This is a genomic window from Pseudomonas sp. GM24 (assembly GCF_000282235.1).
In the GTDB taxonomy this organism is placed as follows: domain Bacteria; phylum Pseudomonadota; class Gammaproteobacteria; order Pseudomonadales; family Pseudomonadaceae; genus Aquipseudomonas.
The window spans coordinates 1-22,485 of the sequence record NZ_AKJR01000204.1; the positions used below are offsets into that span (position 1 = coordinate 1).

General features: G+C 59.2%; 14 protein-coding genes and 1 rRNA gene. 11 read left to right on the forward strand and 4 right to left on the reverse strand.

Features of this window, described 5'->3' with window-relative positions; genetic code table 11:
* Both PMI23_RS21865 and PMI23_RS21870 read left to right on the forward strand, forming a co-directional pair.
* Window positions 1-3,810: beta strand repeat-containing protein (locus tag PMI23_RS21865; protein ID WP_007950133.1), on the forward strand; the 3,810-nt coding region annotated here is incomplete at its 5' end.
* Window positions 3,811-3,958: 148 nt separating this feature from the next.
* Entirely contained in the window at window positions 3,959-4,297 is a 339-nt protein-coding gene (locus PMI23_RS21870) for a hypothetical protein (protein WP_007918987.1), read from the forward strand.
* Between the two features lie 280 nt (window positions 4,298-4,577).
* On the opposite strand, the gene lapD is transcribed toward PMI23_RS21870, so the two are convergent.
* Together lapD and lapG are read right to left on the reverse strand one after the other, a co-directional pair.
* The gene (gene lapD, locus PMI23_RS21875; protein ID WP_007918985.1) at window positions 4,578-6,524 is read right to left on the reverse strand and encodes a cyclic di-GMP receptor LapD; all 1,947 of its coding nucleotides are present in this window, start codon (window positions 6,522-6,524) and stop codon (window positions 4,578-4,580) included.
* Window positions 6,525-6,538: 14 nt separating this feature from the next.
* Window positions 6,539-7,231, reverse strand: coding sequence for a cysteine protease LapG (gene lapG / locus PMI23_RS21880; protein ID WP_007918984.1), 693 nt, complete (start codon window positions 7,229-7,231; stop codon window positions 6,539-6,541).
* 196 nt (window positions 7,232-7,427) lie between these two features.
* Between lapG and PMI23_RS21885 the strand changes: the two genes are divergently transcribed.
* The 5 genes from PMI23_RS21885 to PMI23_RS21905 all read left to right on the forward strand — a co-directional run bounded on the left by PMI23_RS21885 (window position 7,428) and on the right by PMI23_RS21905 (window position 14,482).
* Window positions 7,428-8,138: a GntR family transcriptional regulator gene (locus PMI23_RS21885; RefSeq protein WP_007918983.1), complete on the forward strand. Its 711-nt coding sequence runs from the start codon at window positions 7,428-7,430 to the stop codon at window positions 8,136-8,138.
* Window positions 8,139-8,887: 749 nt separating this feature from the next.
* A complete protein-coding gene (locus PMI23_RS21890) occupies window positions 8,888-9,661 on the forward strand; it encodes a DUF3050 domain-containing protein (RefSeq protein WP_007918982.1) in 774 nt (257 codons plus the stop codon).
* On the forward strand, window positions 9,658-10,587 hold the full coding sequence (locus PMI23_RS21895; protein ID WP_007918981.1) for a diiron oxygenase: 930 nt from the start codon (window positions 9,658-9,660) through the stop codon (window positions 10,585-10,587). The genes PMI23_RS21890 and PMI23_RS21895 overlap by 4 nt, the downstream gene beginning before the upstream one ends.
* A gap of 13 nt (window positions 10,588-10,600) precedes the next feature.
* On the forward strand, window positions 10,601-13,993 hold the full coding sequence (locus PMI23_RS21900; protein WP_007950135.1) for a non-ribosomal peptide synthetase: 3,393 nt from the start codon (window positions 10,601-10,603) through the stop codon (window positions 13,991-13,993).
* A gap of 21 nt (window positions 13,994-14,014) precedes the next feature.
* On the forward strand, window positions 14,015-14,482 hold the full coding sequence (locus PMI23_RS21905) for an SRPBCC family protein (RefSeq protein ID WP_007918978.1): 468 nt from the start codon (window positions 14,015-14,017) through the stop codon (window positions 14,480-14,482).
* 111 nt (window positions 14,483-14,593) lie between these two features.
* Here PMI23_RS21905 and PMI23_RS21910 read toward each other — a convergent pair whose 3' ends face one another.
* On the reverse strand, window positions 14,594-16,474 hold the full coding sequence (locus PMI23_RS21910; protein WP_007918977.1) for a methyl-accepting chemotaxis protein: 1,881 nt from the start codon (window positions 16,472-16,474) through the stop codon (window positions 14,594-14,596).
* Between the two features lie 304 nt (window positions 16,475-16,778).
* On the opposite strand from PMI23_RS21910, the gene PMI23_RS21915 reads away from it, so the two are divergent.
* The 4 genes from PMI23_RS21915 (at window position 16,779) to PMI23_RS21930 (ending at window position 22,130) form a co-directional block, all read left to right on the forward strand.
* Window positions 16,779-17,279, forward strand: coding sequence for a sigma-70 family RNA polymerase sigma factor (locus tag PMI23_RS21915; protein WP_007918975.1), 501 nt, complete (start codon window positions 16,779-16,781; stop codon window positions 17,277-17,279).
* Window positions 17,279-18,280 (forward strand): FecR domain-containing protein, encoded by a 1,002-nt coding sequence (locus tag PMI23_RS21920; RefSeq protein ID WP_007918973.1) that lies wholly within the window; start codon window positions 17,279-17,281, stop codon window positions 18,278-18,280. The genes PMI23_RS21915 and PMI23_RS21920 overlap by 1 nt, the downstream gene beginning before the upstream one ends.
* Before the next feature lie 88 nt (window positions 18,281-18,368).
* Complete coding sequence (locus PMI23_RS21925) at window positions 18,369-20,873, forward strand: TonB-dependent siderophore receptor (RefSeq protein WP_007918971.1); 2,505 nt, start codon at window positions 18,369-18,371, stop codon at window positions 20,871-20,873.
* A 78-nt stretch (window positions 20,874-20,951) separates the two neighbouring features.
* Window positions 20,952-22,130: a PepSY-associated TM helix domain-containing protein gene (locus PMI23_RS21930; protein ID WP_007918968.1), complete on the forward strand. Its 1,179-nt coding sequence runs from the start codon at window positions 20,952-20,954 to the stop codon at window positions 22,128-22,130.
* 71 nt (window positions 22,131-22,201) lie between these two features.
* Here the strand turns inward: PMI23_RS21930 and rrf are convergent.
* Window positions 22,202-22,317, reverse strand: a 5S ribosomal RNA gene (rrf, locus tag PMI23_RS21935).
* Window positions 22,318-22,485: the final 168 nt, after the last annotated feature.

The following is a 22,485-nucleotide window of genomic DNA, read 5'->3' on the forward strand; positions in this document are numbered from 1 at the left end:
GCGACCATCACCGGTACCAGCGGCGGCAGCTTCGAAAACCTGGTCACCAGCACAGCTCCGGCCGTGACCAGCGTCACCGACACGGTCGACACCACCACCGTCAGCATCACTGGCAGCAGCTCGGTGACCGAAGGCCAGACCGCCAGCTACACGGTCAGCCTGAACCACCCGGCGCAAACCGAAGTGACCCTGAAAATCGTCTACAGCGGTACCGCTGCCGACGGTTCGGACTTCACCGGTGTGTACACCGTGAAGATCCCGGCAGGTGCGAGCAGCGCGCAGTTCAATGTCGCCACCATCGATGACAAGATCACCGAAGGCACCGAGAACTTCGTGGTCAAGATCGATTCAGCCACTGGCGGCAACTTCGAGAACCTCGCGGTCAGCAGCACCAATGGCAGCGTCAGCACGTCGATCATCGACAACGACGCACCGCCGGTCATCGACCTGGATGCCAACAACTCCAGCAGCGCCACCGGTGCCGACTACAAGGTGACCTTCACCGAAAACACCCCGGGCGCGGGTGTGTCGATTGCCGACACCGACATCAGCATCACCGACCCGGACAGCACCATGCTCACCGGCGCCACCGTAATCCTGACCAACCGTCAGGACGGTGATGCGCTGAACCTGGGCAACAGCGTCAACGGCATCACCATCAATGCCAACAGCACTAACGGCACCGTCACGCTGACGCTGTCCGGTAACGCGACGCTGGCCGACTACATGCAGGCCATCAAGAACATCAGCTTCACCAACAGCAGTGAGAATCCGAGCACCGTGCCGCGGATCATCACCGTGACTGTGACCGATGGCGGCAACTACTCCAACACCGCGACCACCACGGTCAACGTGGTGGCGGTCAACGACGCACCGGTTGCTGCACCGAGCAACGTCACCGGCACCGAAGACACCCCGCTGGTGCTCGGCTGGTCGACTTTCGGCGTTACTGACGTCGACAGCCCGGCCGCCAGCCTCGGCATCAAAATTACCCAGCTGCCGGGCGAAGGCAAACTGCAGTACCTGGACGGCTCGACCTGGAAGGACGTCGCCAACAACCAGACCTTCAGCAAGGCTGACATCGACGCGGGCAAGCTGCGCTTCCTGCCGGATGCCAACGAGTCGGGCGTCAACGGTTACGGCGGCAGCGGTCTGGGCAACAACCAGGCTGACTACGCGCAAATCAAGTTCCAGCCAACCGACGGCCAACTGCTGGGCAACACCGGCACCGTGAAGATCGACATCACCCCGGTAGCGGATGCGCCGACCGTGAGCGTGGCCGACAACAGCGTGAAGTCGACCGGACTGATCAAGGAAGTCTGGACTGGTCTCTCGGGTCTGGGCACCAACGGCAACGGCGCGGATTCGACCACGTTGAAAAACGTCATTGACGGTGCGGGCACACCGAACACCAGCACTAACGTCAACAACGTGCAGTCCGACGGCAGCGTGACCGCCGGTACTGCCTCGAAGACCTCGGGCCTGATCTATCTGGAAGCCGGCAAGACCTACACCTTCAGCGGTATCGGCGATGACAGCCTGTTGGTGACCATTGGCGGCAAGAGCGTGGCATCGACCACGTGGGGCGCGGGCGGTAACCTCAACGGTTCGTTCACCCCGACCACCAGCGGCTACTACACCCTGGACATCTACCACCACAACCAGAGCGGCCCGGGCAGCTACGACGTCAACCTGTCGGTCAACGGCAGCACGCCGATCGACCTGAGCAGCGCTGGCGTACCGATCTACACCGGCGTGCAGGATCTGGTGAATTCGGGCGTGACCGTCTCCGATCTGCACGGCAGCAACGGCGAAGGCTATTACGACGGCTACAAACTCAACACCGGCGCCGAAGGCACCACGGTGAAACTGTCGGCAATCACCACCGCACTGACTGACACCGACGGCTCGGAAACCCTGAGCGTGAAGATCAGCGGCGCGCCAGTCGGCTCGGTGCTCAGCGATGGCGCGGGCCATACCTTCACCGTCACCGCCAGCAGCGGCGACGCCAACGTCACCGGCTGGAACCTCGGCAGCCTGACCGTGACCCCGCCGCCGTACTACAACGGCCAGTTCAACCTGACCGTGACCTCGACCTCCACCGAAATGGTCGGCGGTTCGGCGAGCAGCACCGCGACCATTCCGGTCACCGTGGTGCCGGCGGTCTACAACGCCATTGTCGCCACGTCGGCCGATGACACCGTCAGCGGCACCGATGGCAACGACATCATCGTCGCCGACATCGGTGGCCTGACCGTGGTCCCGGGTACCAACTACAACATCGCCTTCATGGTCGACAGCTCCGGCAGTATGAGCAGCTCGTCGATCAATGCGGCCAAGGATTCGCTGACGTCGGTGTTCAACACCCTCAAGCAGAGCCTGGGCGGCAGCAACTCGGGTACGGTGAACATCTTCCTGGTGGACTTCGATACCCAGGTCAACAAGTCGGTGTCGGTGAACCTCAACGACCCGAATGCGCTGACCCTGCTCAAATCCGTACTCGACTCGATGAGTTCCGGCGGCGGCACCAACTATGAGGACGTGTTCAAAACCACGGCCAACTGGTTCCAGAGTGCCGACGCTGTGGCCAACACCGGGGCGAAAAACCTCACGTACTTCATCACCGACGGCCAGCCGACCTACTACCAGAGCGGCGAGCAGACCAACCCGACGCTGTACGGCAGCGTGAAGTTCGACAGCGTGGTGACCACCAGCAACTACAAGCTGGGCGACACCTTCAGCACCTACATCGACAACACGCATTACCTGAGCATCAACGCCAGCGGTTTTGCCCAGTTGCAGACCTACACCGCCCGTTATGGCTGGAGCACCACCAATCTGGGCACCGTTCACGCGCAGGGCGACGGCACTTACGAGTTGTCGAGTCTGGCCGGTAGCGGCAGCAGCACCACCTCGACCACCACCGACAACTCGACCAGCAGCTTCGCGTTGCTCAGTGGCCTGTCGAATGTCGAGGCCATCGGCCTGAACAGCGGCGTCAGCCTCAACGACCTGAAACCTTACGATTCGGATAAAACGCCGCAGACCAACATTGATCCGAAGGATCTGGCCAACTCAATTATCGGCCACACCGAAGCGACGATGCCGGGCAACGACACCGTCAGCGGTGGCGACGGCAATGACATCCTCTTTGGCGATCTGGTGAGTTTCAACGGCATTGCCGGTGAGGGTTATCAGGCGATGCAGGCGTTCGTTGCCAAGGAAACCGGCGTCGACGTCAGCAAGGTCACCACCAGCAACGTGCACCAATACATCACCGAGCACTATCAGGCGTTCGATGTGTCCGGTGCGCATGATGGCAATGACACGCTGTTGGGTGGCGCGGGCAATGACATCCTCTTCGGCTCGGGCGGCAACGACCTGCTCGATGGCGGCAAAGGCAATGACATCCTGCTCGGCGGCACCGGCAACGACACACTGATCGGTGGTCAGGGCAATGACATCCTCATCGGTGGTTCTGGCGCCGACACCTTTGTCTGGAAGGCGGGCGACACCGGCAACGACGTGATCAAGGACTTCAAGGCCGCCGACGGTGACCGTATCGATCTGCGTGATTTGCTGCAGGGCGAGACTGGCAGCACCATCGACAACTTCCTGAAGATCACCACGGTCGACGGCACGTCGTCGCTGCAAGTCAGCTCGGCGGGCAAGTTCAACTCCGGCGATGCCGCAGCGGCGACCCCGGACGTGACGATCAAACTGGAAGGCAACAACTGGTCGAGTGCCAACATTCACAACCTGATTGCCGGCAGCGACCCGACCATCAAAGTCGACCACAACAACAGCTGATCCGTGAACAAAACGGCCGCCCCAATGGGGCGGCCGTCACGTTTGTGCTGACCGGACCGGTGACGATCGCGTCGCCGCCCCGCATACTCGCGCGCAGTTGGCTATGCTGCTGACAGCATGACGCTGGTTCATTTCTGAGGGATGCTCAATGTTTTACGTGCAACGCGATGCGCAAGGTCTGTTGATTCGCGTGGAAGCCGCGGCCTACGCCGAGGCCACGGAAACGCTGCCGGCCGACAGCCATGAAATCCAGGCCTGGTTCGCCAATGAAGTGGTGGAAACCAGCCTCAAACAGCTCAAGCAGAGCGACTTTGAAATGATTCGGGTACTCGACGACCTGATTCAGGTGCTGACCCAGAAAGGCGTGATCCGCGTCACCGACCTGCCACCGGCGGCCCAGGCCAAACTGATGGACCGGACCCAGGCGCGGGAAGCGTTGGGCGGGTTGAGTCAGTTGATCGATGAGGATGAGGGCGGATTGATCTGATCCCCCCGTAATCAAAAGCCTACCCTCACCCCAGCCCTCTCCCCGAGGGAGAGGGGGCCGACCGAGGTGTCTGGCGTTATAGATCGACCTGAGAAATCGAATCGATTATGGATTCAGCCCCCTCTCCCGGAGGGAGAGCGGCCAACCGAGGTGTCTGGCGCTATAAGTCGATTATGGATTCAGCGGAGCTCTTTCACGTCGGCGTATTACATCAATATCGCACGGTCAGTCCCCTCTCCCTCCGGGAGAGGGCTAGGGTGAGGGTTGCTTTTGCAATGACTCACCGCCAAGGCTTCGGCTCACCCAACAACTGCCCCTGAACCCCATACAAACCCATCTCGCGAATCACCGCCAACTCCCCTTGCGTCTCGACCCGCTCAGCAATCAGCGGCAGATCAATGCTGTGCGCCGCGCGCTGGATAGCCTCGATGAACAGCCGCTTGTCACTCTCCTGATCAATCGCGCGAATGTAGCTGCCATCGATCTTCAGGTACGCCAGCCCCAGCCGCGCCAAATTACCGATCATGCTGAAACGACCACCAAAGCGCTGCAGGCTCAGTGAGAAGCCCAGTTCGCGCAGGCGCCGGGTCAACTGCTCGAGCACCGCTTGTTCCGGCAATTGCTCCTCGCCGATTTCCAGGGTCAGGCGCTCGCCGAGGTTGGAATGTGCGCGCAAAATCTCGAAGACTTTGTTCAACGCCTGCGGATCGGCCAGGGTCGCCGAAGACAGGTTCAGCGCCAGCGAATCTTCATGTTCTTTCATCTGCTCCAGCACGCGCTCAAGCATCAGGCGATCCAGCCGCGCGGTCCAGCCGAAGCGCTCCAGCCATGGCAGAAAACGCCCGGCCGGGATGGTCTGGCCCTGATCATCGAGCAAGCGCGAGAGCACTTTGTAATGCAGCACCAGTTGCGTGTCTGCGGCGGCGACCACCGGCTGGAAATACAGCTCGAAACGTTGCTGACTCAAGGCCTGATCGAGCAAACGATGCCAGGCGTGGTGATCGTCGCCGACATCCGCCGTCAGGCTCTGATCGATGCACGCCCAGTTCTGCTCGCCCTGCCCTTCGGCTTGCGCCAGCGCCTGATCACCGAGGGTCAGCACCTGTTGCGGCGAATCGCCGTGAGTGAAGGGCGCCAGGCCGATCGACGCCACGGCAGCGACGTCGGTCGCGCCGGTGGCGTGCAGACTGCTCAAGGCATTGTCGAGGTTCTGCGCCAGTTGCAGCGCTTCTTCTCGAACCAGCCCCGGCGCCAGCACAGCGAACTCACCGCCACGAATCCGCGTGACAAGGTTCTGGGTTTCCGGGTACTTGGCGCATTCGCGAGACAACTGTTCGCCGACTGCTTTCAACAGTTCATCGGTGCGCTGACCGCCCAGACGCTGGTTGAGCCCGGCCAGATCCTTGACCCGCAACAGCAGTAGATAACCAGAACTGGCCTGCTCCGGATTGCTCACCCGATTGTTCAACTGCATCTCGAAATAACGCCGGTTGGCCAACCCCGTCAGGTTGTCCTGATAAGACTCGGCACGCAGTTTTTCACTGCGCTCGGCCTGCTCCTGAAACAGCGCCTTGAGCTTCTCGACCATCTGGTTCATCGCCTGCACCACGCGACGCAACTCAGGCGTGCGTGGCAATTCAGGCAGGCTGAGAAACTCGCGACGGGCGATGGCGTGAGACTGCTTGACCATGTAATCCAGCGGCTTCAATTGCCGGCGCAGCAGCAATGCGCCGAGCACCGCACTCACTGCGCCGCAGATCAGCAACCAGCCAAGGCTGCCCAACGCGCTCTGCCACAGCTTGGCCACGGCAAACATCGGATGGCTGACCACTTCGACCCGCGCCGCCTGCTCCCAGCCACGGCTGACCAGCGCGTCGCCACCAGCCGGTTCCAGACCGATCAGCTTGACGAACCAGTCCGGCACATTGCTGACCGCCGGAATGCCATTGCGCTCGACGATAGTCTGATCGGTCTTCAGATCGACCACGCGGATGCTCGCGTAATAACCGCTGTCGAAAATCGAACTGACCAGCAACTCGACCATCGCCGGGTCGTCGATATTCGGCGTCAGCGACAAGGCCAGCGCCGTCGCGGCGTCCTGCGCGTGGGAACGCAACTGGTTGACGTACTGGGTGCGCGAGCTCTCCAGACTGACCATGAAGCTGCCGGTGAAGGCGACCACCAGGAACAGACAGATAGCGATCAACAGCTGTTTGAACAAAGACATCTGAGCGCGTGCTCCTAGTTAGTCGTCTCGACCGGGAAACCTTCGGCCTGCATTTTCTTCAAGACATCCTGCCAGCGTGACAGGCGTTTGGTATCACCGACCTTTTTGTTGCCCTTGGCGCCCGGCAAATACAGACCTTCGGCATTGAAAGAGTAGACCGGCAGCAAATCGGTTCGCTGCGATGCCGGCTGGATCGGATCGATGAGGCTGTCGAGCACCAGCGGCATGGCATCGGGGGTGGCATAGTAAGTCAGGACCATGTGCGCGCGGTTCTGGCGCAACGCTTTGACATAGGTGATGCGCAGCTTGTCACTGGAAACGCCGAGATGGCGCAGGCTGAAATACTTGGCGATCGCATAGTCTTCGCAGTCGCCAGCGCCCTTCCACAGCGCCTCGATCGGCGTTTCCCAATAGTCGACCTCGTGCCACAGGTCGATGTCTTCGACGTAGCGCACCTGTTTGTTGAAAAACAGGTTCACCACTTTGAGCTTTTCCATCTCGCTAACCTGTTTCTGCGTAGCCAACAGATTCTGCCAGGCATCGATGCGCTGCTGCCCGACACCCAGCGGCCCATAGAGCGCCGTGGCTTTGCGGCTGATCGTGGAAAAATCCCAATCGGCATGCAGACCGCCCAGCATGACGCCGGCCAGCAGCAGTGCGCAGCCTAGCCAGCGCAGTGTCCGGGGGATCGCGAAACGTACCGCCACAGCAGAATTCCGGGGGGCAGGAAGGAAAGCGTTTGATGGTGAAGCTTAGCCCGGCAAAAAACAATGGCACCATGAGATCATCGGCGACACGCTAAACTTCAGTTGGCACCCAATGTTTTACAAGGTTTGACAACCTGTAGAGCAATCACTAGTGTCATTTGGATCCAAATCAGGCCGACATACAGGGTGCGTAGTCGTGACACAGAAGCCCAAACCGCTGCACAGCATTAAAGTCGATGGACCGATTCCTGCGCATCTGGCCCGGTCGGTGATCGAAGAAACCCTGCGCTCGGCAATCCTCGATGGGCGTCTGCCCTGCGGCACGGCGCTGCGCCAGCAGGATCTGGCCGATTTGTTCGGCGTCAGCCGCATGCCGGTGCGCGAAGCCTTGCGCCAGCTCGAAGCTCAGGAACTGCTGAGCGTTACCGCGCATAAAGGCGCAGTGGTTGCGCCGTTGATTCAAGGCGATGCCACCGAAACCTACGAGCTGCGCATCCTCCTCGAATCCGAAGCCATGCGCCAGTCGATTCCGCAGCTGACCTCGGCCGATCACACACGCGCCGCCGGTTACATCGAAGAGCTGGAAGCGCAACACGACTACACGGAAATCGGCCGGCTCAACCGTTTGTTCCACATGGCCCTGTACTGCAAAGCGCCCAATAAACGCTTGCTGCGACTGGTCGAAGACGGACTCAACGAAGAGGAACGTTTTCTGCGTTTCAACCTTGAGGCCATGGGCCTGGGCAAACTGTCCCAGGACGATCACCGGGCAATGCTGCAAGCCGTGCAGGATCGTGACGTTGAACTGTCAATCAAACTCCTCGAGCAGCACCTTAATCGGGGCGTCGAGGTGATTACCCGTTATCTCGCTACCCCCGCCGCGCAAAGCCGCAAAGCCGCTCGCTGAGCGCGCACCTCCCACGAATCACCCGCTTACAAATCCCCAAGCGATCTGCCCGCCCTCAGGTGGGCGGATCCGCGTGCCCGCTCTAACCTCCTCCGCGCCTATCAGTCCGCATTTGCAGCGTGCCGATGACGAATCGGTAATAGCCGTGGCGCTCATTTACCCGCACTCTTGAACGGCCAACCCCATAAAGAACGGGCGACGCGCCGCCCTGACGGCGCAGTCCCCGCACCAGGAACCTACGGAAGGAGCCTTGCCACGGGAAAAAGGAAGTCATGGCGCGGGGTCACGGCCAACTTCCGCCCCTTTTAAATCATTCAATTCTTATTGCTGGAAAGTTGCTTCGAGTGAGGCATTCACTCTTGTCGATCAATTTTGGCCGTTATTCGCCGAAAGGAGCAACTACGCCCAAATAAAACTTTACCCACAAGTTTTATCGGAACAACTCAACTTCAAAAAATAGCAAACTTAAAATAATTAAAAATATACTTGTTAACTACTTTGTCTGTGTATTAGCTTTTCTTCGCCAAGTTTGAACTTCGCCCTTCAACTCGGCATCAGCCCAATGCCTGCGGTACATCAGCAGCGCCTTATGGGCAGACATGAGGCCATGTCACAGGTATATCGATCCGCACTTATCCATCAGGAAAGAAGGCTGTCGTCCGTCGACAGAAAACAAGTAAGTCGTCGTTTCATTGATTGCGCAGTTTCCAGAGCAGTTCCATTACATATCAACGATAAAGGACATCATGATGCCCAATAAGAACCAACTCGCCCTGAAGAAAGCCGAACTTAGCATTCACCCGATCTTTTCCGAGATCACCTCGCTAACGGTCTTGCGTCGTTTCATGGAAACCCACGTGTTTGCCGTGTGGGATTTCATGTCGCTGACCAAACGCCTGCAGCAGGAGCTGACGTGCACCCGTTTGCCGTGGTTACCGCCGCGTGACCCTCACGCCGCCCGGTTGATCAACGAGATCGTTCTGGGTGAAGAATCGGATGATCGCCTGACGGAGGGTCATTACAGCCATTTCGAGTTGTACCTGGATGCGATGCGCGAAATCGGCGCGAGTACCACGGCCGTGGAGCGCTTTGTCGCCCTGCAACAGGAAGGGGTGAGCTATGACGTTGCGCTGCAAAGCGTCGAGGTGGATCCGGCCGCTGCGCAATTTGTCCGCGACACCTTGCGTACCGCCCTGCATGCACCAGGACACAGCGTGGCGGCGGCGTTTCTGCACGGTCGCGAGAGTGTGATCCCGACCATGTTCCAGCGCATTCTTGACGACTGGGGCATCGGCATCGAACAGGCACCGACCTTCCGTTACTACCTGGAACGGCACATCGAGGTCGACTCCGAAGACCACGGCCCGGCGGCAGAACACCTGCTCGAACGCCTGGTCGCCGGCGATCCGCAGCGCGAGGCCGAGGTCTACGCCAGCGCCATCGCCGCCGTGGAGAGTCGCATCGCCCTGTGGAACGGCCTGCGCCTGAGCATGCGCGAACCGTTGGCGGAGGTGGCCCAATGAACGCCGCCGACTATCAATCCTTTGCCGACGCCTGGGAGAACCGCGCCACCATCCGCACTCGCCCCCGACGCGTGCTGGAAGACGATGAACGCCTGATCTACCCGCTCAGCCGCCAACCACTGGTGCTCAGTGAAACCTTCCTGCGCGAGTGCCCGCAACAGCGTGATTTCGCCTTGGTGCAGACGCTGTACAAGTTCATCAACGACGTGGTGATTTTCGAAACCGAGATCGTCGACAAGACCGCACGCAGCATCGCCAAGAACCGCTTCGCCGTGGCCTTCCCGTTTGCCTGTCGTTACGACGCGATGACCGTGGTGGTCGATGAGGATTATCACGCGCTGGTGGCGATGGATTTCATGCAGCAAACGGTAGCGATGACCGGCATCGAGCCGATTCAGTTGCCCGATGAGATCGAGTTGAGCCGGGCGATTCCTGCGGCTGTAGCGCTGGCACCGGAGCACCTGCGCAGCGCGGTGGAATTGATCTGCGTGGCCATCGCCGAAAACACCGTGACCGGCGATGTCGCGGCGTTCGCCCGCGATGACACGGTCAAGCCGTCGATCAAAGGTCTGATGGCCGATCACTTGCTCGACGAAGGTCGTCATTCGAGTTTCTGGGCGCGGATGGTGCGTATCTATTGGCACACCGCCAACGCGGCGGATCGCGAAACCATCGCGCAGATTCTGCCGGTGTTCATCGGCCACTACCTGACCAACGACATCCAGAAAGCCTTCGATCTGCGCCTGATCGACGCACTGCCGGTCAGCGAGGCGACGCGCCGTTCGCTCAGGGATGAAATGGCCGGGCTGGCCTTTCCGATCAATCGCCACCATCCGCTGGTGGGCAACATCGTCAAGTTCTTCCACAACAGCTCGCTGCTCGACACGCCCTGCGTGCAGCACGCCTTGCGCGATTACCTGGTTTGACAAGGAGGCCGACATGAAACGTCTCGACATTTTGCTGATTGGCGCCAGCCAGGCCATGACCGACCTGGCGCAGGAACTGGAACAACACGGTCACTCCTTGCAGCGCAGCGGCGTTGCGGCATCGACGGTGGATTTGATCATCGACGATGGCTTTATTGGCGCTGGCGACTTCTGCGCTATCCCGCATTTGCATCTGCGTCTGGGTGTTGGCGTGCAGAGCCTTGGCGGTTTGCCGTCACTCGATTTGCTGTGTTTTCTTGGCTCGTCACTGATCAGCCGCGTGCCGATTGCCGATGAGCCATCGGGAAACGGTCAGGCATTGCGACAGCGGGTGCTGACCCAAGTGGTGGACGAAGTGGCGTTGCTGGTCAGCCGCTTCTCCCGTGACGCTGAGTATCTTCAGCAGGCCGGATCTGTGCCGGCGCCGGATTTCGAGCGGATGGAAAATCTGCTGTTTCTCGACAACCTGGCTTACGTCCATCAGCGCAACGACACCGCGAATGTGGCGCTGCTGAAACAGGCGCAAGTGCCAGTCATCGAGCGTCTGCAACAGAGCTTGATTCGCCACGCCGAACGGCCGGCACTGCACCTTGGCGAACAGTCGCTCAGCTACAGCCAGTTGCACGACTACAGTCGCGCGATTCAACAGCAAATGCTGCCTTTGCTCGAGCAACATCCGCAACCGTGGGTGGTCGGCATCTGCCTGCCGAAAAGCCCGGCGTTGTTCGCATCGATTCTGGCGGTCCTCGGCAGTGGCGCGGTGTATTTGCCGCTGGAGCCGAGTCATCCGTTGCAGCGCCAGCAATACATTCTGCAAAACGCAGGCGCGCTGCTGTTGTTGCATGACGGCGAGCATCCGCTTGGCGAAACCATGGCGGGGCTGGACGTCAGCCGCATCGACAGCGCCGAGGCAGATCTCAGCCAACCGTTGATGCGCCGCCGCCCCGAACTTGATGCAGCGTGCATGGCGCTCTACACCTCGGGCACCACCGGCCATCCGAAGGGTGTGCTGCTCAGCCAGGCCAACCTCGCGCACTTCACCGCGTGGTACGCCGATTACGTGCAGTTGCAGGCAGAAAGTCGAGTCTTGCAGTTCTCGTCGCTAAGCTTCGATTCGTCGCTGATCGACATCTTCCCGACCCTGCTCGAAGGCGCCGAACTGGTGGTGCCCGACGACACGCAACGGCGCGATCCGCTGCAACTGGTCGCGTTGATCCGCCGCCGGCAACTGACCCACGCGTTCCTGCCGCCAGCGCTGTTGAGCATCCTGCCGCTGGAGCAACTGGAAGGCGTGCAAGTGATGACCGGCGGCGACGTCTGCGAGCCGTTCGTCATCGAGCAACTGACCCGTCAGGGCACGCTGCACAACCTTTACGGCCCGACCGAAGCCACGGTGCTGATCACCGCCCGCCGGCTCACACCGGGTGACAGCAACCGCAGCCTCGGCGCGCCGATCGCCAACAGTCAGGTGCTGATCCTCGATGACGATTTGCAACCGGTACCACAGAACACCGTCGGCGAATTGTTTATCGTCGGCCCCGGCGTCTGCCTCGGTTATCTGAACAACCCACAGCAGACTGCCGAGCGTTATCTAACCTTGGATTTGCCGGACGGCCAAACGCTGCGCGCCTACCGCAGCGGCGACATGGCCAAGTGGGGCGAGGACGGTATCGAGCTGTGCGGACGGCGCGACAATCAGGTGAAAATTCGCGGCTTCCGGGTCGAGCCGGAAGAGATCGAACGCTGCCTGCGCGAGAGCCAGTTGTACCGGCAAATCGCAGTGGTGATCGACTCTCAGCGACGGATTCTGGCGTTCCTCGCCCAGCCGCAATCGGACATCGCGCGCGAAACGCTAAAGGCTCACGCCCGGCAGTTTTTGCCCGACTACATGCAACCCGTGGCGTGGTCTGAACTGTCGAGCATGCCGTTCGCCAGCAACGGCAAGGTCGACCGCAAAGCGCTGCTGGAACTGCCGGTGAGCGTGCAGGACAGCGGGCCGAAATGCCTGCCGGCGAATGCCGATGAAGCACTGTTGCTGGAGATCTGGGCGGAATTGCTGGAGCTGCCCACCAGCGATATTTCCACTGACGAAAGCTTCTTCAATCTCGGTGGTCACTCGATTCTGCTGTCGCGAATGTTGCTGCGGCTGCGTGAGGAGTTCGGGCGCAGCATCTCGATCAACCGCTTCATCGAACTGCCGACCATCATCAAACTCGCGACGCTGGTGCGCGGCACCGATGACAGCACGGTGCTCAGCGCTCAAGCCATGGCCGACGCCGAGCGCGCACTGGATATCGAGCCACTGCCGATCAGTCGCATGGGTGATGTGCACAAGGTCATCGTCACCGGGGCCAATAGTTTTGTTGGCGTGCACATCGTCGAGGCGCTGCTCGGCTGGGGCGCCAGCGAAGTGGCGTGTCTGGTGCGCGATGGCGGCGGGCAAACGGCGGCGCAACGCTTTGCCGAGTCACTGCGGGAAAACCGTCTGGAGCATCTGGATCTGAGTCGCGTGCGGGTTTACGCGGCAGATATCACACGCCCGCAACTGGGCCTGGACGACGACGATTATCAGCGCCTCGATCGTGAGTTCGGCGCGTTGGTGCATAACGCCGCCAACGTCAATCACGTACTCGATTACGAGTCCCTGGCGGCAGACAACGTCGAGCCGATTTTTGCGCTGCTGCGTTTGTGCGAAGGGCAGAGAAAAAAGGTTTTCAATTTCGTCTCGACGCTGTCGGCTTCAAGTACGGTCGACGATGCGGGGCGAGTGCTGGAATTGCCTGCCGCGCAAACGCCGCCGATCTACATTCGCAACGGCTACAACCTGTCGAAATGGGTCGGCGAGCGCATCCTCGAACGAGCGCGGGAGCGCGGCGTCCGGGTCAATCTGTACCGCCCCGGCAACATCAGTTTCAACAGCTTGAGCGGCGTTTGTCAGCCGCACAAAAACCGTCTGATGCTGATGCTCAAAGGCTCGATCCAGCTCGGCCAGGTACCGGCGTTCGCGCTGAATTTCGACCTGATGCCGGTGGACTTTCTCGCCCGCTTCATCGCCTTCCACGCCAGCCGTTATTCGCCCGACCGCGCGGTGTTCAATCTGCATAACCCCGAGCCTTTGAGCTGGGACGCCTACGTCGCTTCGTTCCGCGAAACCGGCAGCGAGTTCGCGCTGGTCAGTGTCGCCGACTGGCAGCAGCAACTGAACCGCGTCGACGCCGATAACGCGCTGTTCGGCGTGCTCGGTTTCTATCTCAACGGCTTTGAAGAAGACATCGGCGACATCTCCCTGATCGGCCACGCCAACGCTGAAGCCGGCGTACAGCAGATGGGCGCGCATTACCCGCAGAAATCCCCGGCGCTGCTGCGTCGCGGCTGCGACTACCTGAAAGAAATCAACTTCATCTGATCCAACAAAAGGAGCAACACCATGAGCACTCTGCAACCCGATACCCTGATCAAAAACCCCCATGGCTGCCACGTTGTGTCTTCGGTAGAAGTGTCGGCGGACGCCGCACAGGTCTGGGCGGTGGTGGGCAACTTCGCCGGTTTCGACCGTTTCATTCCAGCGCTGTCGCACATCGAAACAATCGGCGAGGGCGTGTCTTCGCTGCGCAAAAAATGCTTCAAGGATGGCAACCTCGTGGTCGAGCAACTCAACTCCCGCGATGAAAACGCGCGGAGCATGACCTGGACGACGATTTACAACACGTTGGGGGTGGCCAATCTGTGGGCGGCGATGAATGTGGAAGCGCTGGGCACAGGCAAATCCAGGGCAACCTGGACGATCATTGCCGAGCCGGCTTCGGGCGGTAAGGAGGCGTTGCCGGGGTTCAAGGATTTTGTGCAGGGGTTTGCGGATGATGCGATGGGGAATGTGCTGAAGCTGTTTGTCTAAGGCTTCGGCTTTGCGGTGAATGCACCACCGCTTTCGCGAGCAGGCTCGCTCCCACAGGGAAATGCATTCCAAATGTGGGGGCGAGCCTGCTCGCGAAGAACGATACCGCGGTCAGATTTTGAAGCTGTCGACCAATTGCTTCAGACGGTTAGCCTGCTGCGACAACGCATCACAATCCTTCAACGTTTCATTGAGGTTGGCGACGCTCTGCTGGTTCAGCAGGTTGATCTGGTTAACGTCGACGTTGAGGGTTTCCACCACGGCGGTCTGCTCTTCGGTCGCCGCTGCCACCGACTGGTTCATCCCGTCGATTTCGCCGATACGCTGGGTCACGCTGACCAGACGCAAACCGGCCTGGTTGGCCACTTCCACGCTCTGCTCGCTGGACGCCTGACTGGCGTTCATCGTGGTCACCGCTTCGCGCGAACCGATCTGCAACGACGTGATCATCTTGTGGATCTCTTCCGCCGACTCCTGGGTGCGATGGGCGAGGTTACGCACCTCGTCCGCCACCACCGCAAAACCACGCCCGGCTTCACCGGCACGCGCAGCTTCGATCGCCGCGTTGAGCGCCAGCAGGTTGGTCTGTTGCGAGATGCCTTTGATCACATCAAGGATGTGGCCGATGTTGTCGGTGCTGGCATTCAGGGTTTCAATCTGCGTGCACGACAGGCTGATTTTCTGCGACAACTCGGTCATCGCTTGAATCGTCTGCTCGACTACCTGACGACCGTCATCAGCCTGCTCGCTGGCGCCGCTCGCGTGTTGCGAAGCATCGGCGGCGTTGCGCGCGATTTCCTGAGTGGCGGCGCCCAACTCGTTGATCGCGGCAGCCACGCTGTTGGTGCGCGCGCTTTGTTCGTCGGAACCGACGATCGAAGCATTGGAAGACGCCATCACGCGCTGCGACAAGTCATGCACATGGCGGGTTGCCGAGGACACTTCGGAAATCGACGCGTGAATCCGTTCAACGAACTGGTTGAATGCGCTGCCCAATTCACCGAATTCGTCTTTGCTCTCAACCACCAGACGACGGGTCAGATCGCCTTCGCCCTGAGCAATGTCCTGCATCGCACGACCCATGGTGGTCAGCGGACGCATCAGGACATTGATCAACAGGCTCAGCAGCAGCGCAATCGCAGCCACAGCAACAAACATCGCGATCAGCGCCGAGGTGCGAAATTGGCTGAGTGCGGCGTAGGCTTTATCGCGATCAATCGACAGACCGATGTACCACTGCGCATTCGGCAGATCGCTCACCGGGGTGAACGACAGAATACGTTCCTGGCCATTGAGCACCACGTTCTGGTTGCCCTTCTCGATGCGCACGCTGGTGTTCGGGTAGATGTCTTTCAGGTTTTTCATGACCTGATCTTTGTCCGGGCTGACGATCACCTGACCGTCGGCGCTGACCAGAAACGCATGGCCAAGGCCACCGAAGTCCACCGAGTTGATGATCTTCACCAGGGTTTCCAGGCTCAGGTCACCACCGACCACGCCAAGCAGCTCGCCGTTCTTTTTCACCGGCATGGCGATGGTTACCACCAACCCGCCAACCGCTGCCATGTACGGCGGCGTCAGCATGGTTTTGTCAGCGATCACGGCTTGTTTGTACCAAGGACGCTGACGCGGGTCGTAGCCGTCCGGCATCTTCGCGTCAGGACGCTGGGTGAACACACCGTTGGCCTGACCGACGTAGGTGAACTGGAAGTTCGAAGTGAACGCTGGTTGATCGACCAGACCCGGGAAGTCCGCGTCCTTGCCCTGATGGGCAACGTTCTGCGCGAGGTTTTCCAGCACCAGAATCCGCCCGCTCATCCAGTTCTGCACGCTGCTGGCGGTCAGGTCACCGGCCTGCTGCACGGAGGACTGAAGGTTCTGGCGAATGGTGTTTCGCTGCAGGTAGTCGTTGTAGAGGGTGAACAGCGCGAACGCCAGGACCACGACGCCCGAGGCGGCCAACAGGATTTTATGGCTGAACTTGAGATTCATTTCATGGGACTTCTTATGCCAAAAGTGGGGATGCGTTCCGGATGCAACATTCCATGTACAGCGCAGGCAGCGTTCTAACGGCTGCTCTGATTTGGTGCACGCATGTCTCACCAGTCTGTCGGCACGTGTCGGAGAAATCTTAGGGTTGAGCGGGAAATGGATGGAGTTTCTGCAGGATTCCCGCCGAACGGCGTGCCAGAGCGTTCGCCCCGATGTTTTTCATGGTTGATGTTCGGGTGGCAGTTGCAAATTTCGTAACCCTTGATGACAATGCGAGTAATTATCATTTGTGACGTTGGCGTTGATGTCCTCACCTGAGTTTGCAGTACAGGCGCTTTACAGTAGTCATCACGGCTGGCTTAACGCTTGGCTGCGCGCGCGGCTGGGCAATGCGGCAGATGCGGCGGATCTGGCGCAGGACACTTTCCTGCGCCTGTTGCAGCGCACCGAACGCCTCGAACTCAAGTCGCCTCGCGCCTTCCTGCGCACGATTGCACGTGGGTTGGTGATCGATCATTGGCGCCGAGAGGAAATCGAACGTGCCTATCTCGAAACGATCGCCCATTTGCCTGAAGCAGAAACACCGAGTGCCGAAGCCCGGGCGCTGGTGATCGAATTGCTGGAGAGCATCGCGCGCATGCTTGAAGGACTGAAGCCGAAAGTGCGTCAGGCCTTTCTGCTGGCGCAGTGCGAAGGTTTAACCCACAAGCAGATCGCCGAACAGATGGGGCTTTCCCTGCGTTCGGTTGAACGTTACGTCGCCGACGCCCTGTATCACTGCTATGTGCTGCGGTATGAAAGCTGATGCCGGTGGATAACGTCTCAGTCGGTCGCCGCGCCGAGCCTCGACAGCACGTAGTCAAACAAGCCATCCATTGGCTGCTGCGCTTGCGCAACAACCATGGCAACCCGCGGTTGAATCGCCAGTGCGAACAGTGGCGCGCCGAACACCATGAGCACGAACTGGCCTGGCAACGGGTGCAGTCGCTGCAAGCCGAGTTGAGCAATAACCTGCGTGCGGTGCCCGGTGCGCAAGTGGCGTTCAACACCCTGGAAAACAGTGCTCAGGGTCTTGGCCGGCGACAGGCCTTGAAGCTGTTGTCTGGCGCATTGCTGATGGGCTCCGCCGCGTGGCTGGCCAAAGACACGGCCGCGTGGCAGCAATGGAGCGCCGATTACGCTACGGCGACGGGCGAGCGGCGCGGCTTTCAGTTGCCGGATGGCACGCGGATCGAACTGAACACCGCGAGTGCAGTGGATCTGGATTACACCGCACAGCAGCGGCTGATCAAACTGACGCGCGGCGAAATTATTGTCACCTGTGGCGGCTCCGACGAGGGCGCGCCGTCTGATCGGCCGCTGCGGATACAAAACCGTCACGGTACTTATGAACCTTTCGATGCCCGATTCATCCTGCGTCAGGAACATGATTGCACTCGGCTCAGCGTCACCCATGGTCAGGTTGCGATCCGCTCCGGCGGCACTTCGGTGGAAGCATTGGCCGGGCAGAGTTATCTGATCGATCACCATCGGGTTCGCCCTGCACCGCCGCTGGCTATGGATGCTGGCGCTTGGGTTGACGGCTTGATCGTCACGCGCAATATGCGTCTTGGTGATTTTCTCAGCGAAGTCAGCCGTTATCGTCAGGGCTTTCTGAGTTGTGCGTCTGACGTTTCCGAGTTGCGTCTGTCCGGCGTATTCCGCCTGGAAGACACCGACAAGCTGTTGGCGATTCTGCCGCAGACGTTGCCGGTGCAATTGCGCTATCGCACGCGTTGGTGGGTGACGCTGGAGCGCGTTGCCTGAAATTATTTTGGCGGGTTTTCGCTGCAGGTCCGGCTTAGTCAGTAAGCACTTCAATTCAAGCGTTTGCGACTTCCTACGGAAACCTACAATGACTGTCCGCGCCACCTGTAAGAACACTCTGAATTTAACTGCAGAATCGGGCCTGTTGCGCCACGCCGTTCGGGCAGCGCTTTTTTCCACGGTGCTGGGCGTTGGTGTGATGCCCGGTTTGAGCATGGCGGATAATCCAGCGGCCAGTGAACTCAGCCATCGCTACAACATTGCAGCGGGCCCGTTGGGTGAGGCGCTGAATCAATTTGCACGTCAGGCTGGCATCACGTTGTCGACGACCCCGCAGCAAACTCAGGGCCGGCAATCGCCGGGCGTACAGGGTGAATATTCGACCGATCAGGCGTTAAGCCATTTGCTTGGTGGCTCCGGTCTGGAAGCGGTCAGCCAGGATGGCAGCAGCTACGTCCTGCGCCCGCTCGCTGAAACCGAAGCGCTGGCCCTGCCAACCACCGATATCAAAGGTTTCGCCCTCGGCAACGCCTTGGGCAGCATGGATGGCTACAACGCCACGCACAGCCAGATCGCCACCAAGACCAGTACGGCGTTGCTGGAAACCTCGCAAAGCGTATCGGTGGTCACTCGCGAACAAATGGATGACCAAGGCTCGCAGACTGTCTCGCAGGCAATGCGTTACACGCCGGGTGTGCTGACCAATCCGTACGGCGCGACCCATCGCTATGACTATGTGGCGATGCGCGGTTTCAACGACGGCTCGGTCGACAACATCTACCTCGACGGCCTCAAGTCGATGGGTGACAGCGGTACTTACAGCACCATGCAAGTCGATCCGTATTTTCTTGAGCGCGTCGACATTCTCAAGGGACCCTCGTCGGTGCTGTACGGTCGCAGTTCGCCTGGCGGCCTGGTGGCGCTGACCAGCAAAAAACCGCTCTACGAGGCTTACCATCAGGTGCAAGCCACGTTCGGCACGCAGGGGCAGCGCGGGGTCGGTTTTGACTTCAGCGGCCCGGTCGATGACGACAAGCGTATTGCCTATCGTCTGACCGGGTTAACGGATCAGTCCGACACGCAATTCGACCACAACAAAGAAAAACGCTTCGCCCTCGCACCGACGTTGAGTATCGATTTCAGTGAAGACACTTCGCTGACGTTGCAGGCGTATCTGCAACACGATCCGGATGGCGGCTACCACGGCGGTGTACCGGCCGACGGCACCATTCATCAGCGCAATGGCAACCGCATCTCGCCACACTTCTTCGAAGGCGAACCGGGCGTCGATGGCTATTCCCGTGATCAGCAATCATTCGGTTATCAATTCGAACATCGCTTCAACGACGTCTTCACCGCTCGCCAGAATTTCCGTTACCTTGATTCCAAAGTAAACATGGATCAGGTCTACGCCTATGGCTGGACCTCGCCGAGCAGCAACGAGCTGAACCGCTATTACACCGGCGGGGATGAGCGTCTGCATGCGTTTATCGTCGACAACATGCTCCAGGCTGAATTTTTCACCGGCGCGACCAAACACACGGTGCTCATGGGCGCCGACTATCAGCGGCGCAAAACCGTGGTCGACTGGACCAGCGGCGGTCTTGCACCGATCAATGCATTCAACCCGGTGTACGGCAACTCGACGGTCGATATGTATGGCGAGACCAGTTACCTGCGGCGTCTGGAGCAGACCGGGGTTTACCTGCAAGACCTGATCGAGATGGACAAGTGGCGCTTCTCGCTGGGCCTGCGTCAGGACTGGGTCGAGACTTCGGACGAAAACCGTATCGCTGAAGCCGGGCGTCCGGTTGACACAGAGATCAATGATCGCCGCACCAAGCTAACTGGCCGTGCGGGTGCGCTGTACCTGTTCGATAACGGACTGGCGCCATACATCAGCTACTCCGAGTCGTTTAACCCGAACTCCTACGCTGACAGCGCCGGCAATCCTTTGGCACCTACCGACGGAACACAGTGGGAAGTCGGTATGAAGTATCAGCCGCCAGGCACTGACAATTTGTTCACCGCGTCGCTGTTCCGCATCGATCAGGAGAATCTGGCGACCAAACTGCCGCAGGAAAACTTCTATCGTGCGGTCGGTGCCGTCCGCTCTCAGGGTCTGGAACTGGAAGCGCACATGCAGTTGACCGATAACCTCAAAGTCCTCGGCAGCTACACCTTCACCGATATCGAATACTCGAAGTCGATGGTCAGCACCTTGAGTACGCCGACAGACGTAATCGAGAACAAGGGCAACTCGCCGACACAGGCCCCGCGTCATATGGCGTCGTTGTGGGCGGACTACAAGTTCGACAACGCGGCACTCGATGGCCTGCGACTCGGCGGCGGCGTGCGTTATGTCGGCTACAGCTGGGCCGATGCGGAAAATACCCTCAAGGTGCCTTCCTACACGCTGTTCGATGCCTCGATTGGCTATGACTTGGGCAAGGTCGGCTTGAAGGCCGTTGATGTTCGTCTGAACGCGAACAACCTGACCAATGAGTCCTACGTCGCTTCCTGCGCAAGCCTGAACTTCTGCTACATGGGCGAAGAGCGCAACGTGGCGGCGACGGTGAGCTACCAGTTCTAAACCTTTCGTCCTGTGCATAAAAAAGCCAGCCTCTGATTTTTCAGGGGCTGGCTTTGTCGTTTCTGTGGGGAAATTCTCATGCGTGCGTTTCTGGTGTTGTTGCATCGTTATATCGGCTTGGCCACCGCAGTTTTTTTGCTGCTTGCCGGGGTCACGGGAAGCATTCTGGCGTTCAATCATGAGCTGGATGAATGGTTGAATCCGCAGTTTTATGCGGCGTCTGCAGTGGGTGAGCGACTGCCGCCCGGTGATTTGGTTGATGCCGTGCAGAGTGCCCATCCAAGGTTACAGGTCTGGTACATGGAGTACCCGAATGAGGCGGGCCACACCGCGTTGCTTGCGATGGTTCCGCGTAACGATCCGGGGACCGGCCAGCCATTCACTGAGCGTAATCAGGTGTTCTATCTGGATCCGGTGAGTGCTGAGCAAAAGGGCCAGAGGTATTGGGGGGAGTGCTGTTTTCAACGGGAGAATTTTGTCCCGTTCATTCTTGAGTTCCACTACAACCTGACGTTGCCGGGTAATTGGGGATTGTTGTTGATGGGTCTGGTTGCCATTGCCTGGGTGATCGATTGCTTCGTTGCGCTGTGGCTGACATTGCCGCGAGGAAAGCCATTCTGGAAAAAGTGGTCGACCGCCTGGAAGGTGAAGGGTGGGCATGCCTATCGACTCAACTTCGATCTACATCGTGCTGGGGGGTTGTGGCTGTGGTTGTTGCTCCTGCCGATCGCTGTCAGCAGCGTCGCCATGAACTTGCCGAGCCAGGTATTCAAGCCTGCGGTTTCGTTGTTTTCACCGATTGAACCGAGCGTCTACGAGGCTCGAGGCCGAATGCCCCCTTCACAGTTGGGGGTGACGCAATTGAGTTATCAACAGGCGTATGAGAGGGCGTTGCAGGAGGGGAAAAGGTTAGGACTGACAGCGGCGATCGGGGAATTGTATTACAGCTTTGAGTACAACTTCTACGGCGCTGGTTTTGGACAGCACGACACCGAAGCCCATGGCAAATCCTGGTTGTTCTTTCATGGTACGGACGGGCGATTGTTAGGGCAGGAGATTGCTGGGCAGGGAACGTTGGGAGAGCAATTTTATCGGTTGCAGTTACCGATACATGGAGGACGGATCATTGGAGTTACAGGGCAGGTAATGATCGCGGTGTTAGGTATTTTGATGGCGGGTTTGTCGGGGACTGGCGTCTACATCTGGTGGCGCAAATGGCAGGCTCGACGTATCAGCAAGGCACGTAAAGCTGTTTGATCATTGGTTTTGCAGGTCCTGAAATGACAAAACCCCTGTCTGCGTTAGCAGACAGGGGTTTCGGAATTCAATCTTGACGATGACCTACTCTCACATGGGGAAACCCCACACTACCATCGGCGATGCATCGTTTCACTTCTGAGTTCGGGATGGGATCAGGTGGTTCCAACGCTCTATGGTCGTCAAGAAATTCTGTATCTGGCCCGTCAACACGGTAACAAGCCAGCAAAAACGGTTACTTCTACTAAAACAAAACCCCAACTGCTTTCGCAATTGGGGTTTCGGAATTTAATCTTGACGATGACCTACTCTCACATGGGGAAACCCCACACTACCATCGGCGATGCATCGTTTC

What these genes read in the sequence shown, in the direction of transcription:
- PMI23_RS21870 (WP_007918987.1), top strand. Translation starts at nt 3,959, where the DNA reads ATGTTTTACGTGCAACGCGATGCGCAAGGTCTGTTGATTCGCGTGGAA.
- lapD (WP_007918985.1), bottom strand. Translation starts at nt 6,524, where the DNA reads ATGTCTTTGTTCAAACAGCTGTTGATCGCTATCTGTCTGTTCCTGGTG.
- PMI23_RS21890 (WP_007918982.1), top strand. Translation starts at nt 8,888, where the DNA reads ATGCCCAATAAGAACCAACTCGCCCTGAAGAAAGCCGAACTTAGCATT.
- PMI23_RS21895 (WP_007918981.1), top strand. Translation starts at nt 9,658, where the DNA reads ATGAACGCCGCCGACTATCAATCCTTTGCCGACGCCTGGGAGAACCGC.
- PMI23_RS21900 (WP_007950135.1), top strand. Translation starts at nt 10,601, where the DNA reads ATGAAACGTCTCGACATTTTGCTGATTGGCGCCAGCCAGGCCATGACC.
- PMI23_RS21905 (WP_007918978.1), top strand. Translation starts at nt 14,015, where the DNA reads ATGAGCACTCTGCAACCCGATACCCTGATCAAAAACCCCCATGGCTGC.
- PMI23_RS21910 (WP_007918977.1), bottom strand. Translation starts at nt 16,474, where the DNA reads ATGAATCTCAAGTTCAGCCATAAAATCCTGTTGGCCGCCTCGGGCGTC.
- PMI23_RS21915 (WP_007918975.1), top strand. Translation starts at nt 16,779, where the DNA reads ATGTCCTCACCTGAGTTTGCAGTACAGGCGCTTTACAGTAGTCATCAC.
- PMI23_RS21920 (WP_007918973.1), top strand. Translation starts at nt 17,279, where the DNA reads ATGCCGGTGGATAACGTCTCAGTCGGTCGCCGCGCCGAGCCTCGACAG.
- PMI23_RS21925 (WP_007918971.1), top strand. Translation starts at nt 18,369, where the DNA reads ATGACTGTCCGCGCCACCTGTAAGAACACTCTGAATTTAACTGCAGAA.
- PMI23_RS21930 (WP_007918968.1), top strand. Translation starts at nt 20,952, where the DNA reads ATGCGTGCGTTTCTGGTGTTGTTGCATCGTTATATCGGCTTGGCCACC.